This is a genomic window from Streptomyces beijiangensis (assembly GCF_017315755.1).
In the GTDB taxonomy this organism is placed as follows: domain Bacteria; phylum Actinomycetota; class Actinomycetes; order Streptomycetales; family Streptomycetaceae; genus Streptomyces; species Streptomyces beijiangensis.
In genome coordinates this window covers 1-13,226 of the sequence record NZ_JAFLRJ010000225.1, presented here as the reverse complement: position 1 = coordinate 13,226, position 13,226 = coordinate 1, and the positions used below count along the sequence as shown (strand labels likewise).

The following is a 13,226-nucleotide window of genomic DNA, read 5'->3' as shown; positions in this document are numbered from 1 at the left end:
AGCCCGTGCCCCAGCAGCAGCAGCCGCCAGTCCAGCAGCAGCAACCGCAGCCGCCCGTACAGCCACAGCAACCGCAGCAGCCCCAGGCCCCCCAGCCCCAGGGCTGGTCCACGCCCACAGGCCCCCAGCCCGGCGGCCCCGGACAGCAGCCCACGGGCATGCCCGCCGGCGCGCCCCTCGGCTACAACGCGGCGGTCGAGCTCTCCTCCGACCGGCTCCTGCGCAACCAGCCCAAGTCCCGCAAGAACAACGCAGGACCTTCCCGCTTCAAGCTCGGTGCGAAGAAGGAAGAGGAGGAGCGTCAGCGCAAGCTGCAGCTCATCCGTACGCCGGTGATGTCCTGCTACCGGATCGCGGTGATCAGCCTCAAGGGCGGCGTGGGCAAGACGACCACGACGATCTCCCTCGGGTCGACCCTCGCCTCCGAGCGCCAGGACAAGATCCTCGCGATCGACGCCAACCCGGACGCCGGTACGCTCGGCCGCCGTGTACGGCGCGAGACCGGGGCGACCATCCGTGACCTGGTCCAGGCGATCCCGCAGCTCAACAGCTACATGGACATCCGCCGCTTCACTTCCCAGGCCCCCTCGGGTCTGGAGATCATCGCCAACGACGTGGACCCGGCGGTCTCCACGACCTTCAACGACCAGGACTACCGCAGCGCGCTGGACGTCCTCGGCCGTCAGTACCCGATCATCCTCACCGACTCGGGCACCGGTCTCCTCTACAGCGCGATGCGCGGAGTCCTGGACCTGGCCGACCAGTTGATCATCATCTCCACCCCGTCGGTGGACGGTGCGAGCTCGGCATCGACGACCCTCGACTGGCTCTCGGCGCACGGTTTCGCGGACCTGGTCCAGCGCTCGATCACCGTCATCTCCGGAGTCCGCGAGACCGGCAAGATGATCAAGGTGGACGATATCGTCGCCCACTTCGAGACCCGCTGCCGCGCGGTCGTCGTGGTCCCCTTCGACGAGCACCTCGCGGCCGGCGCCGAGGTCGACCTCAACATGATGCGGCCCAAGACCCGCGAGGCGTACTTCAACCTCTCGGCGCTCGTCGCCGAGGACATCTCGCGCGTCCAGCCGGGCCAGGGCTGGGGCGGCCAGCAGCAGCAACAGCAGCCGCAGGGGTACGCACCCCAGCAGCAGCCCCCGCAGGGACAGCAGCAGCCCTACACCCAGCCGCAGCAGGGCCAGGGCTGGGGAGCCCCGCAGCAGCAGCCGCAACAGGCACCCCAGCAGCAGCCGCCTCAGCAGCAGCCCCAGCCGGGGCAGGGCTGGCAGCAGCAACCGCCGCCCGCGGGCCCGCCTTCGGGCTGGACGCAGTAGCAACGGAGCAATGCGGAAGGGGTCCGGCGCGGTCATCGCGCCGGACCCCTTCCGTATGACCCCGTACGGCTATGTGAGGTCGAACTCCCCGTCGCGCGCGCCCAGTACGAAGGCCGTCCACTCACCCTCGGTGAACCGCAGCACCGTCTCCGGGTCCGCGGAGCTGCGCATCGCGACCGCCCCGCCCTCCAGATAGGCGATCTCGACCTTCTCGTCATCGGGGCCGCCAGGTGCACTGACCCATTCGGCACCGCTGATGTCCAAGGCGTACAGCTCTGCCTTCTCCTGCTCGCTCGCCACCGCGCTCACTCCGTTCCGTTCGCCTCGAAGCACTCCGAGGACTGTATCGCCGAACACTTCGCAGACCGGTGCAAGTTCCTCAACTGCCGGGCAATACCGAGTTGCGTCCGCACATCGAGCGTTGGGCACTCCGCAGCCCCGGCGTCTGGACCACCGACACCAGCACCGACCCGCCCGCCATCACCGCCATCGCGTTCGCGGCGGACATGTGCTGGGCGACCGCCCCCGCCAGCACCGCCCCCACGCCCTGCATCGTCAGCATCCCCGAGGTGTGCAGTCCGAGCGCCTGCCCCTGTACGTCGTCCGGCGTGAGCTCCACCAGCCGCTCCATCAGGACCAGGCTCGCGGAGTACCCGACCGACGCCACGGCCACGGCGACGAGCACGACCGGCAGCCCCGGCCGCAGTGCGAAGAGCAGATACGGAACGGCGAGCAGCAGCCGCAGCGGAGTGGCCAGCCGGACCCGCCACACCACCGGGAGCACCCGCCCCACCAGTACGTCCCCGGTGAACATCCCGAAGGCGGCGACCGCGAGCAGCAGAGCGGCGTGCTCGGGCGAGTACGGGACGAAGAGCGCCTCGCAGCCGACGATCAGCCCGTTGGGCACCCAGAGCGCGAGCAGTACGGCGCGCCGGGGCCCGGACGAGAAGAGCAGGGTGTTGACCCGCCAGGTCTCCCTGACCGAAGGACGGCCCGTGGCGCGCGCGGGCCGCCGGCTCAGTCCGTAACGGGCGACAACAGCAGCAGCGACTGCAAGTCCTGCCGCGATCACGAGAGTTGCTCGCGCCGAGACAGCGGCGATGAGCAGCCCGCCGAGTCCGAAGCCGCAGATCTGCATGATTCCGGAGGACATGTTGAAGACGGACCGCCCCAGGATGAACCCCTCCTTGGGCAGGACCTCGCCGAGCAGCCCGTACCGCACCCCGCCGCCCACCGAGCCGATCAGCCCCAGCAGAAGAATCACCACGAAGGAACCCCAGAGCGGCAGCCCCGGCACGGCAAGTACAGCGGTACCGATCCCGAAGACCAGGGCCAGGCCGACGAGTGCGGCGCGCGGCTCCAGCCGGTCCGCCGCCGAGAGCAGCGCGACCGCCCCGATCACCTGCGCGAAAGAGCCTCCGAACATGGAGAGGGCGGAGAGCAGGGGCGACCCGGTGGCCTCGTACACGAGAACGCCGAGCGCGATGCCGCTGACGGTGGAGGCGGCGACGTAGAGGGAGACCGTCGCGAAGAGCGGAGTGAACTCCCTTGTGCGGAAGAGGTCTTGGTAGCTGCGCATGGAGCAGATCATCTGCGGGCGCCAAAGTGCGGGACACTGTTTCACGGGAAGGCGAAACATGGGGCTGTGGCTGATCGACGCGGACACACTGGCGCGGAGCCGTTTCGTCCTCTCGACCCTCTCCGAGACGGTCTCCTGCCTGATCACCCTGGAGCGCGGGGACGCCACGCACCCCGGCGAGCAGGTCTGGCTGGCGGCACACCGCCCCGCGTACCAGCAGCTGATGGCAGCCGATCCCCTCACCCACCAGCTGGTACGGGCCGCGCTCCGCCCCCGCTGGCTGGCCGACTTCTTCACCCCGGTGCCCCCGTCGGCAGGCGGCCTCTCCTTCGATGAAGAGCTGGCGGTGGTGCGTGCGACACCACCGCAGGAGGCGATCGAGTGCCTGCGGGTGTCGATGGACGGACGGCTCCCTCCGGCTCTCGTACGAGATGACCTGCCGGCCCGCACGGCCGCGCTCATGGAGTGGGTGTGGACGGAGACGGTCCTGCCGTACTGGCCCCGTCGCCGTCGCCTCCTGGAGGCCGATGTCCTGTCCCGCACACGGCAGTTGACCACCGGCGGGTGGGCGGCGGCGCTGGACGGCATGCGGCCGGGGATGCGCTGGCTGGGCGACGGGCGGCTGCGGATCAACGCCCAGGACTACCCGCCGCGGGAGGTGTCGGGCGCGGAGCTCCTCTTCGTGCCGACGAGCGGCCGGGGCGGCTGGGTGGCGTGGGACGAGGACGAGCGCCGTTTCGCGGCCGTGTACCCGTACACCGGAGCCCTGTCCGAACCGGACCGCACGCCCGCACCACAAGCCCTGGCCCGGCTGCTCGGTCCCGGCCGCGCGACCGTCCTGGTCCTGCTGGCCGCACCGCGGAGCACCACCCAGCTGGTCGCCCTGACGGACCAGGGCCTCGGCTCGGTGGGCCGCCATCTGAAGGTGCTGCTGGACGCGGGCCTGGTGGGGCGGCGCAGGGCGGGGCGTTCGGTGCTCTATTTCCGTACGGAAGCCGGGGACGCGGTGGTGGGAGCGCAGGCGTCAGTCGTCGAAGACTCCCAGCCGGTGCGCGATGGCCGCGGCCTCCCCCCGGCCTGAAGCGCCCAGCTTGGCCATGATGTTGGAGACGTGCACGCTCGCCGTCTTCGGCGAGATGAACAGCTCCTCCGCGATCTTCCGGTTGCTCCGCCCTGCGGCGACCAGCCGCAGTACGTCCAGCTCCCGGGCGGTCAGTCCCAGCACCGGCGCGGGCGCCGCGTCCTCGCCCTGCCGCAGCGGTATCCGGGCGCGGCCGGCCAGCGTGGTGATCTCCGTCTCCAGCGGCACCGCGCCCAGCTCGTGCGCCACCGCCCTCGCCTGCAGCAGAAGCTCACCGGCCGCATTGCGGGGTCCGGCGCCGCCCTGCGTGATCAGGGCCTCCGCGAGCCGCAACCGGGCGGTGGCCAGCAGCACCGGGCCCTCCAGCTGCTCGGTGGCGGCGACGGCCTCTGTCCAGTGGGCGGTGGTGTCCACGCCCTCGGCGGTGAGGAGCTCCGCCTCGATCATCAGGGACTGCGCGGCCCACACGGGTACGAAATCGGGCTGGCCGTGCATCGCCTTGCGGATCCGCTCGACCGCCGCCTTGCTCCCCGGCTCGGCCACCGCGAGACCGCGGGCCCGGGACTCCGCCGCCGCGGCCTCGTACAGCAGCGGCCAGCCGTACCGCTGGTGGCCGGGTGCGATGGCCTCGCCGACCGCCGTCTCCAGCAGGGTGCGGACGTCGAGGATCCGGCCGTCGGCAGCCGCCAGCACGATGGCGACCCGTGCCATGGGCAGGGTGTGCTGCGGCTCGGGGTAAGTCCCGCCCGACCAGCTGTCGGACTCCGCCAGCTGTCGCCGGGCCTCGTCGTACTCGCCCCGGACCAGGGCCAGTTCGGCCCGCTGCTCGGCGATCTGCCCATGCGTGCGGACGCTCGTCCCGCGGCGGCCGATGGCCCGGTCGAGTACGTCGTCGGCGTCGGACCAGCGGCCGAGCTGGATGAGGGACTCGGCGAGATTCCCGTCGATGAACGAGGCGACGTCCGGCAGCCCGTGCCGCTCGGCCAGCCCGCTGCCGTTCTCGCCGACCTCGACGGCTTCGGCGTAACGGCCGATGCCGTGGTACGCCGTGGACAGGTTGCCGTAGCCGCGCAGCAGGACGCTGACGTTGCCCGGCCGCAGCTCCTGGGCGCAGATGTCACGGGCCTGCTGGAGCCCGGCCTCGACGTCGCCCGAGTCCATGGTGAGCCAGGCCAGGGTGTGCTGCGCGGTGTAGCCGGTGATCTCCGCGCCCGTCAGCCTGCAGAGCTCCACCGCCTCTCTCGCGGTCTCGATCGCCGCCGGCGTCGGCTGGTGCACGGTGTGCCAGTGCGCCGCGAACGTCAGCACTTCGGCGTGGATGACGGTCGGCGGCAGGTCCTTCAACAGCTCTTGGGCATGGGTGATCTCGTCCCAGCCGTCGGAGCGGGAGAGGTCGCGCATCAGCTGGTAGCGCTCGATCCAGAACCAGGCGGCCCGCAGAGGTTCGCCTTCCAGCATGCGCAGCGCCCGCTTGCAGATGGCGAGCGCCCGCTCCCGCTCCCCCGTGAGGCGCGCGGCAACGCTGATCGCGGCGAGCAGGTCCACGAAGTCACCGGACGCGTCCGGTGAGATGGCCGGTGACAGCCCGTCGTCGACGGCCTGCCGCATCGTCCGGCAGCGCAGCTCCTCGGGGGTGTCGTCCCACAACTCCAGTGCACGCTCCAGCAGTTGGTGCTGCTCGGCGAACGCATGCCGGCCGCGGGCGGCTCCCGCCGCGGCGATCACGGCGGGCAGCGCCTTGGCGGGGTCGCGGGCACCGAACCAGTAACCTGCCAGCCGCCCGGCCCGCTCACCGTTCCGTACGAGCGTGGGATCGGCCTCCAGCGCCTCGGCGTAACGGCGGCTGAGGGAGGAGCGTTCGCCGGGCAGCAGGTCTCCGGCCACGGCCTCGCGCATCAGGGCGTGCCGGAAGCGGAAGGACTCGCCCTCCTCGGCGGGCTGCAGTACGGAGACTCCGACGGCGGTACGCAGCGTCGCGATCAACTCGTCCTCGGCGAGGCCCGTGACGGTGGCCAGCAGCCGGAACTCCACCTCGGAGCCTGCCTCGGCGGCGATCCGCACCACGCGCTGCACCTCGTCCGGCAGCGCCTCGACCCTGACCAGCAGAAGGTCGCGCAGGGAGTCACTGATGCCGCCCGGTGAACCTTCGACGATGCTGCAGGCCAGCTCCTCGACGAAGAACGCGTTGCCCTCCGAGCGTGCGAAGACGCGGTCCAGCATCTGCTCGGTCGGGGCCTCGCCCCGGATGGCGGCGAGCTGGCGGCGGACCTCGGTACGGTCGAAGCGGGACAGTTCGAAGCGGGTGACGGTACGCAGCCGCTCGTACTCGGCCAGGGCGGGGCGCAGCGGGTGGCGGCGGTGCAGATCGTCGGCGCGGTAGGTGGCGACGATGAGCAGGCGGCCGTCGGTGAGGGCGCGCAGCAGATAGCTGAGCAGCTCGCGGGTGGAGCGGTCGGCCCAGTGCAGGTCTTCGAGGGCCAGGACGAGGGTCCGGTCCGCGGCAAGACTTTCGAGGAGCCGGACGGTGAGCTCGAAGAGCCGGGCACGGCCGTCGGTCTCGGAGCGGTCCCGGTCCATCTCACCGAGCTCGGGCAGCAGCCGGGCCAGCTCGCCCTCCTGCCCGGCGACGGCCGCGTGGAGCTCGTCGCCGAGCTGGCGGCGCAGGGAGCGCAGGGCGGACGAGACAGGGTGATACGGCAGGGCGTCGGCGCCGGTTTCGACACAGCCGCCCCGGGCGACGACAGCCCCGTTCGCGGCAGCACGGCCGAGAAACTCCTCGATCAGCCGGGTCTTGCCGACGCCGGCCTCGCCCCCCATGAAGAGGGCACGGGGCTCTCCGGCATCCGCCCGGGACAAGGCCTCGCCGAGGACGGTCAGTTCGGCGTTGCGGCCTACGAAGACAGGGCTTATGTGACTGCTTTCCACAAGATCGAGCATCGCATGCCCAGTCACGCGGCGCGGGCGTAGGGATTGCGACGCTCGGCGGCGGCACGGGCCGCCTGCTTTGCCTTCTCTGACTTCTCGGCCTTCGCCGCCTTCTCCGCCTCGCGGACCAGGCGGCGGTGCGCGGCGCGGGCGAGGATGTCGGCCTGGCGGGCGGTCTGGATTTCGTGGTGCATCATGGCGGTCCCCTTGCACGAGATGGTCTCTTCCTGCTGTGGTTCCAGCGTCGTCCTTGAGGTGGGGGTGCCACATCGGGAGGCCTGCGCATCTTCCGGCGCGTGGCTGCCTTAGGCCTGGGGCAAAGGGGCCTTAGATCCTGCTGATGGACGGCGGGACCAACTCAGGACCGCCGTCGCGGTCAGGGCGAGGAAGACGAAAGGGACGGCGAAACCGGCTCGGGTGCCGCCCGGACCGTCGACGAGCCGGCCGACCACGGCGGCGGAGACGGCGATGCCCGCCGCACTCGCGGAGTTCGTCCAGGTGAAGGCCTGGGTCAGGACCGACCGGTCCATGACCGACTCGATGAGCGTCGACGAGACGATGATGCACGGCGCGACACCCGCACCGAGGAGCAGAAGGGCGAGGCCGAGCTGCCAGGGGGCGTCGGCCAGCACCGGCAGCAGCGACGCGCAGGCCAGGAAGGCCAGGATCAGGGCGAGTTGGACCTCGGGTGCGGTACGCAGACGATGTCGCCCGTACGCCAGACCGGTCAGCAGACTTGCCACGCTCATCAGTCCGTACAGGAGGCCCGCGGCCGAGGCGGTGTGGTGAATGTCGGCAAAGGCGCTCACCGAGACCTGCATCGAGCCGAAGAAGACGCCCAGGGCCAGGTTGACCGCCAGCAGGGTGGCGAAGTCCCGGTTCCACAGAGCCCCAGGTCCGTGGGCGGCCGTACGGTCCGGAACAGGCGCCGGGGCCGTACGGAGCTGCGCCGCGAAGACCAGCCCGGAACCGACGACGAGCGCCCCCGCCAGCACCGTGCCCGCGGCCGGGTGCACCTGGGTCGCCATCAGCACCGCGAGGGCGGGCCCGAGGAGGAAGGCGACCTCGTTGCCGAGTGTTTCGAGCGCGAAGGCCGGGGTCAGTTCGGCCCTGCCGTGCAGCAGGGCCGACCAGCGGGCCGCGGAGAGCGCACCGAACTGCGGGACGGTCGCCCCGGCGGCGAGACCGGCCGCCATCAGCGCCACCGGAGGCGCCCCCGTCACGGCCAGCGCGACCAGGGCCGCGACAGCGCCGGCATGGGCGCACAGCAGGGGGACGAGGACGCGCGACTGTCCGAAACGGTCCATGAGCCGGGCCGCCTGCGGGCCCACCAGGGTCTCCGCCACGGCGAACGAGCCGGTGACCAGCCCGGCCGTCCCGAAGGACCCGGTCTCCGCATGGACCAGCCAGACGATGCCGAGTCCGGCCATGGCCACCCCGACCCGGGCGGGAACCGAGGCCAGGAAGAAGGCCGCCGCGCCGGGGGTCTTGAGGGCAGAACGGTAGCGACGGAACCAGTGCCGTGATGTCACGGCGAACCTTCCGCTGCGCGGTGGGACGGGACCGGGTGAGCGCGGCCCGTGGCGGGCGCCGCCCCCCGCCGCCAGGAGTCGTCCATGGTGATGCCGTGTCGCCGTCGGCTCCATCGCCGGCAGAAACGTCGAGAGTCGAGATCACCACAGTAGCTCCGCCCGGACCGTCTTTCCCAGGGGTACGCGGTCCAGCACCTCCCAGCGGTCGGCGAGCGCGTCGACCAGCAACAGGCCCCGGCCGGAGTCCGCGTCGACAGCGGGAGTGTTGAGGTGCGGGCGGCGCTCGGTGCGGGTGTCGGAGACGTCGATGCGGAGGACGCCGGGGGCGTGGCAGAGGCTGAGCTCGAAGTCCCGGCCCGGAACGCGGCCGTGGGTCGTGGCGTTCGCCGCCAGTTCGGCGATGATGACGGCCGCCGTGTCGGAGGTTCTCGTACCGCGCGGGATGCCCCAGCCGTGCAGCTGGTGGAGGGCCAGGTGACGGGCCAGGCGCGCTCCGAGCGGGGTGGAGCTGAAGCGCTGGGTGAACACACGTACGGTGACCGGCTCTTGGCGGGTGTGGGGGTGCGTCATGCGATCAATCTGGCGCGCGGAGGGGGCGGTTCACCAGATCAGCGACCCGTACGCTGCGTCAGCGTACGGGTACGCGGGGTGGACAGTACTGGTAACTGGCCGTGACCATGGGGCACATGACAGACGGTGCGGGTGACGGTGAGCCGGAGTCCTCGGACAGCCTCAAGGGCTTCGGGGAGGTCGTCAAGGCCTTCCGCAAGCGGGCGGGGTACACGCAGGAGGAGTTCGCACCGCTGGTGCGGTACTCGGTACCGACCGTCGCCTCGATCGAGCAGGGTCGCCGCTTCCCGCCGCCGGAGTTCGTGGCACGGGCGGAGGAGGTGCTCGATGCGTTCGGGGTGATCCGGGGTGCGGCGCGGCACCTTTCGCGGCAGCCGGGGCTTGCTAGCTGGTTCCGGCAGTGGGCGCGGCTGGAGGCGGAGGCGCGCACGTTGTACACGTACGAATGCCGCCTGATTCCGGGGCTGTTGCAGACGGAGGCGTACGCGCGGACCCTGTTCACGAACCAGCTCCCGCCGCTGGACGATGCGCAGATCGAGGCGCAGTGGGTGGCGCGTGCGGAACGGCAGCAGCTCCTCCGGGTGCGCCCGAACACTGCCTACAGTTTCATCCTGGAGCAGCACCTGTTTCTGCGCCGGACCGGCGGGGCGCAGGTGACGCGCAATCTCATCGATCACGTCCTCGACCTCGCCAAGCAGCGGAACATCGAGTTCCAGATCATGCCGGTGGTGCGAGAGACGCATGCCGGGCTGGACGGCCCCATGCAGCTGCTGGAGACCCCGGAGATTCGGTGGTTCGCCTATTGCGAGGGCCAGGAGAGCGGCCAGTTCATCTCCAGCACCAAAGTGGTCAGCATGCTCCAGATGCGGTATGCCAGGATGCGCTCACAGGCGCTTACCCTGGAAGACTCCCTGAGCTTGTTGCAGAGGATGCGAGAAGAGCTATGAGCACGCCCGAACTGGCCTGGTTCAAGAGCAGCTACAGCGGCGGCTCCGGCGACGACTGCGTCGAAGTCGCCCTCTCCTGGCGCAAGTCCAGCTACAGCAGCGGTGGAAGCGGCGACTGCGTAGAGATCGCCGCCTGCCCCACCACCATCCACGTCCGCGATTCCAAGGCCCCGCAGGGCCCCGCGCTCACCCTCTCCCCCACCGCCTGGACCCGTTTCGTCGCGTACGCCTCGTGAGCGCTCGCATTCTGGTGGCCGAGGACGACGCGAAACAGTCCCGGCTCATCCGTATCTACCTGGAACGGGAAGGCCATGCGGTGCAGGTCGTGGCCGACGGCCGCTCCGCGCTGGAACGGGCCCGCTCCACCGATCCCGACCTCATCGTCCTCGACGTGATGCTGCCGATCGTCGACGGTCTGGACGTCTGCCGGATCCTGCGCGCCGAATCAGAGGTGCCGATCCTGCTGCTCACCGCCCGCACCACCGAGGAGGACATGCTCCTCGGGCTCGACCTCGGCGCGGACGACTACCTCACCAAGCCGTACAGCCCCCGCGAACTGACCGCTCGCGTACGGGCGTTGCTTCGTCGCTCCAGGAAGGCCGGCGCGACGGAGGCCGAGGTGCTGAGAGTCGGCGAGGTCGAACTGGACACCGCGCGATTCGAGGTCCGGGTCTCGGGCCGGCCGGTGGTGCTGACGTCCAAGGAGTTCTCCATCCTGGAGGCGCTGGCCCGCGCACCGGGCCGGGTGTTCACCCGGGCGCAGATCATCGAGCGGGTCTTCGGCTACGACCGGGACGTACTGGAGCGGACCGTGGATGCCCATGTGATGAACCTCCGGCGCAAGTTGGAGCCCGACCCCGCGAAGCCGCGACATCTGGAGACGGTGTACGGGCGCGGCTACCGGCTCACGGACGACCTGGCCTGACCTGCTCCGGGGCCGCAGGCAGAGTGACCGTGAACACGGTGCCCACCCCGAGCGCGCTCCGTACGTCGACGGTCCCCCGGTGGTCGGCCACGATCTGACGGGCGATGGACAGTCCCAGGCCGCTGCCCCCGGTGGCACGCCCCCGAGCCGCGTCCGCCCGCCAGAAGCGGTCGAAGAGGTGCGGAAGATCCTCGGCGGGTATGCCCGTGCCGGTGTCACGGACCTCGACTGTCGCCAGCTCGCCACGGCGTACGAGCGCCAGGGTCACAGCTCCGCCCGGCGAGGTGGCGCGCAGGGCGTTCCCGACAAGGTTGCCGAAGACCTGGCGCAGCCGGTCCGGATCGGCGAGGACCCGGACGGGGATCGGCGCCTCCAACTCCAGGGAAACTCCTGCGGCCTCGGCCTGGGCGCGGTGTGCCGTCCGGCCTGCCTCCAGGAGCTCTCGCAGCTCGACGTCGGCGCTGTGGTAGGTGAGCACGCCCGCCTCGGCCAGCGCCAGGTCCTGTAGGTCGTCCACGATGCGCTGCTGGAGCAGTGCCTCCTCGTGGAGCGAGTCGAGCAGCTCGGGCGTCGGTTCGACGACTCCGTCCCGCAGTGCCTCCAGATAGCCTCGGAGATTGGCGAGCGGGGTGCGCAGTTCATGGGCGATGTCGCCGGTGAGTCGGCGCTGGCGCTCCTCGCCGGCCTGGATCGAGGCGGCCATCCGGTTGAAGGCGCCCCCCAGCTGGGCGATCTCGTCCCGGCCGGATACGGGTACGCGCCGCCCGAGGTCGCCCTCGCCCAACTCCTTGGCGGCCAGGGTCATGGCCCGTACCGGCCGCAGCACCGCGCGGCTCAGCAGCAGACCGCCGATGACGGCGGCCAGGGCGACGCCTGCCGCGACGGCCACCGTGGGCGCGGCCGCCAGGCCGGAGGGGGACTCGTCCTGCACACCGAGGCGTATTTCCAGCCTCGGCGGGGCGACGGCGCTGATCCGTTCATTGAAGACTTTCTGCAGACAGGCGTCGAAAGGCTCCCCGGAATCGCAGACGTCGAGCGCTTCGAAGTCTTTCCGGGTCAGCGGGTCGGGATTCCCTTTCGGGTCCTGACAGTGGGATTGCCTGGCGGTTACGCTGATTCGTGGAATTCCGTTCTCGTCCGTTCGGGCAGTGAATTCATCACCTGCCCGGGTGAGGCAGGACGCGTAGGACACGGCGGCCCGGTATCGGGCGATCGCGGTGGTGGTTATCTTCCTCGTGCCGAGCGTCACCGGCCCCCCGGGGGACCGTAGAGCCGGCCGGGGATCCACCAGCACCGGTGGCTGGCTGCTCACCGCGCGGGGCTCACGGCCGGCGAGCACGTCGGAGTCGGCGAGCACCACTCCGGTCTCCGTGGTGACCCGGATGCGCTGACCGGTGTCCTTCGACAACTTCCGCACCGTTGATGACGCCCCGTCCCACGTGCCGTGCGCCAGCCCGTACTCCCGCAGAGTGCCGGTGATCCTGGCGACTTCCTGCCGCCCGGCGGTGACGGATTCCTGCACCTGCCGATTGGCCTGACGGAGGGTCAGCCATGCGGTCGCCCCCGTGGCGACCAGCGCGAGAAGCAGCAGCAGACCGAATACGCGCAGTCGAAAGCTCACCACATCTCCAGATTCTTCAGAGAAAATCGAAGGACGGACTCCGGACAACTCCCGAAGGAATGGCGTGAATTTGACGTCGGAGGTATAAGTCATTCCCCCCAGGAAAACCGGTCAACAGCCGATCGGGGGGTTCCCGCGGGACTGTCGGAGTGTGAGCGTACTACTGCCCAACTCGCACCCCGGAGGGCGCGGGTGGGCGCTCCTGTCCCTCAGGTGCCGTTATGCGCGTGAGGGACATCGCCAATGTGAATCGACATGGGGGTTTCATCATGAAGCGCAGACTCGCAGCGTTCTTACCGGTGCTGGCGGCAGTCGCCGTCGCTCTTCCGTTCACGGCCGCCACCTCGGCGTCGGCCTCCGCGGCCTGCGGCACCAACGTGGGGGACAAGGACGGGTCGGCCTGGCACAAGACGGCCAACGGAGCCAATGAGCGCAGCGGTTCCTCCACCGGCTGTGGCAGCAACGGGATCGCGTACAGCTCGCACACGCTGGACTACCACTGCTACACCTATGTGTCGAGCACCGGCTACACCTGGACCTACGTCCGCAACGACACCACCGGTACGGCCGGCTGGATTCGCGACGATCTGCTGAGCGACGGCGGCAGTTTCGTCGCCTGTTGATCAACCCCGCGGTGTGCTGAGCACACCGTGAGCAATGCGTCAGGGGCGGGCCGCGGTCTCATCGAGGCCTCCCCGCCCCTGACGCATTGCTC

General features: G+C 70.5%; 13 protein-coding genes. 6 read left to right on the top strand and 7 right to left on the bottom strand.

Annotated features, from left to right (window positions below):
• Positions 1 to 1,331: MinD/ParA family ATP-binding protein (locus tag J0695_RS23535; protein ID WP_206964474.1), on the top strand; the 1,331-nt coding region annotated here is incomplete at its 5' end.
• 69 nt (positions 1,332 to 1,400) lie between these two features.
• Here J0695_RS23535 and J0695_RS23530 read toward each other — a convergent pair.
• Entirely contained in the window at positions 1,401 to 1,631 is a 231-nt protein-coding gene (locus J0695_RS23530; RefSeq protein WP_206964472.1) for a DUF397 domain-containing protein, read from the bottom strand.
• A 79-nt stretch (positions 1,632 to 1,710) separates the two neighbouring features.
• Positions 1,711 to 2,910, bottom strand: a complete 1,200-nt coding sequence (locus J0695_RS23525; RefSeq protein ID WP_206964470.1) for an MFS transporter — start codon at positions 2,908 to 2,910, stop codon at positions 1,711 to 1,713.
• Positions 2,911 to 2,968: 58 nt separating this feature from the next.
• Between J0695_RS23525 and J0695_RS23520 the strand changes: the two genes are divergently transcribed.
• Complete coding sequence (locus J0695_RS23520) at positions 2,969 to 3,991, top strand: ArsR/SmtB family transcription factor (protein ID WP_206964468.1); 1,023 nt, start codon at positions 2,969 to 2,971, stop codon at positions 3,989 to 3,991.
• Here the strand turns inward: J0695_RS23520 and J0695_RS45220 are convergent.
• The 4 genes from J0695_RS45220 to J0695_RS23500 form a co-directional block, all read right to left on the bottom strand.
• Complete coding sequence (locus J0695_RS45220; RefSeq protein WP_206964466.1) at positions 3,935 to 6,928, bottom strand: helix-turn-helix transcriptional regulator; 2,994 nt, start codon at positions 6,926 to 6,928, stop codon at positions 3,935 to 3,937. The two genes, J0695_RS23520 and J0695_RS45220, sit on opposite strands and share 57 nt — an antisense overlap.
• Before the next feature lie 11 nt (positions 6,929 to 6,939).
• Positions 6,940 to 7,113 carry a hypothetical protein gene (locus J0695_RS23510; RefSeq protein ID WP_206964464.1) on the bottom strand — a complete coding sequence of 58 codons (174 nt, stop codon included), beginning with the start codon at positions 7,111 to 7,113 and terminating at the stop codon, positions 6,940 to 6,942.
• Positions 7,114 to 7,221: 108 nt separating this feature from the next.
• Positions 7,222 to 8,448, bottom strand: a complete 1,227-nt coding sequence (locus J0695_RS23505; protein WP_206964462.1) for an MFS transporter — start codon at positions 8,446 to 8,448, stop codon at positions 7,222 to 7,224.
• A gap of 141 nt (positions 8,449 to 8,589) precedes the next feature.
• Positions 8,590 to 9,018, bottom strand: a complete 429-nt coding sequence (locus J0695_RS23500) for an ATP-binding protein (protein ID WP_206964460.1) — start codon at positions 9,016 to 9,018, stop codon at positions 8,590 to 8,592.
• A 107-nt stretch (positions 9,019 to 9,125) separates the two neighbouring features.
• Here J0695_RS23500 and J0695_RS23495 point away from each other — a divergent pair, with 107 nt between their 5' ends.
• From J0695_RS23495 to J0695_RS23485, 3 genes are read left to right on the top strand one after another with little or no spacing between them, the layout of a single operon-like run.
• Positions 9,126 to 9,965 carry a helix-turn-helix domain-containing protein gene (locus tag J0695_RS23495; RefSeq protein ID WP_206964476.1) on the top strand — a complete coding sequence of 280 codons (840 nt, stop codon included), beginning with the start codon at positions 9,126 to 9,128 and terminating at the stop codon, positions 9,963 to 9,965.
• Positions 9,962 to 10,201 carry a DUF397 domain-containing protein gene (locus J0695_RS23490; protein ID WP_206964457.1) on the top strand — a complete coding sequence of 80 codons (240 nt, stop codon included), beginning with the start codon at positions 9,962 to 9,964 and terminating at the stop codon, positions 10,199 to 10,201. Before J0695_RS23495 ends, J0695_RS23490 begins: the two co-directional genes overlap by 4 nt.
• On the top strand, positions 10,198 to 10,890 hold the full coding sequence (locus J0695_RS23485) for a response regulator transcription factor (RefSeq protein ID WP_206964455.1): 693 nt from the start codon (positions 10,198 to 10,200) through the stop codon (positions 10,888 to 10,890). Before J0695_RS23490 ends, J0695_RS23485 begins: the two co-directional genes overlap by 4 nt.
• On the opposite strand, the gene J0695_RS23480 is transcribed toward J0695_RS23485, so the two are convergent.
• Positions 10,871 to 12,511, bottom strand: coding sequence for a sensor histidine kinase (locus J0695_RS23480; protein ID WP_206964453.1), 1,641 nt, complete (start codon positions 12,509 to 12,511; stop codon positions 10,871 to 10,873). The two genes, J0695_RS23485 and J0695_RS23480, sit on opposite strands and share 20 nt — an antisense overlap.
• A gap of 269 nt (positions 12,512 to 12,780) precedes the next feature.
• Here J0695_RS23480 and J0695_RS23475 point away from each other — a divergent pair, with 269 nt between their 5' ends.
• Positions 12,781 to 13,134, top strand: a complete 354-nt coding sequence (locus tag J0695_RS23475; RefSeq protein ID WP_206964451.1) for an SH3 domain-containing protein — start codon at positions 12,781 to 12,783, stop codon at positions 13,132 to 13,134.
• Positions 13,135 to 13,226: the final 92 nt, after the last annotated feature.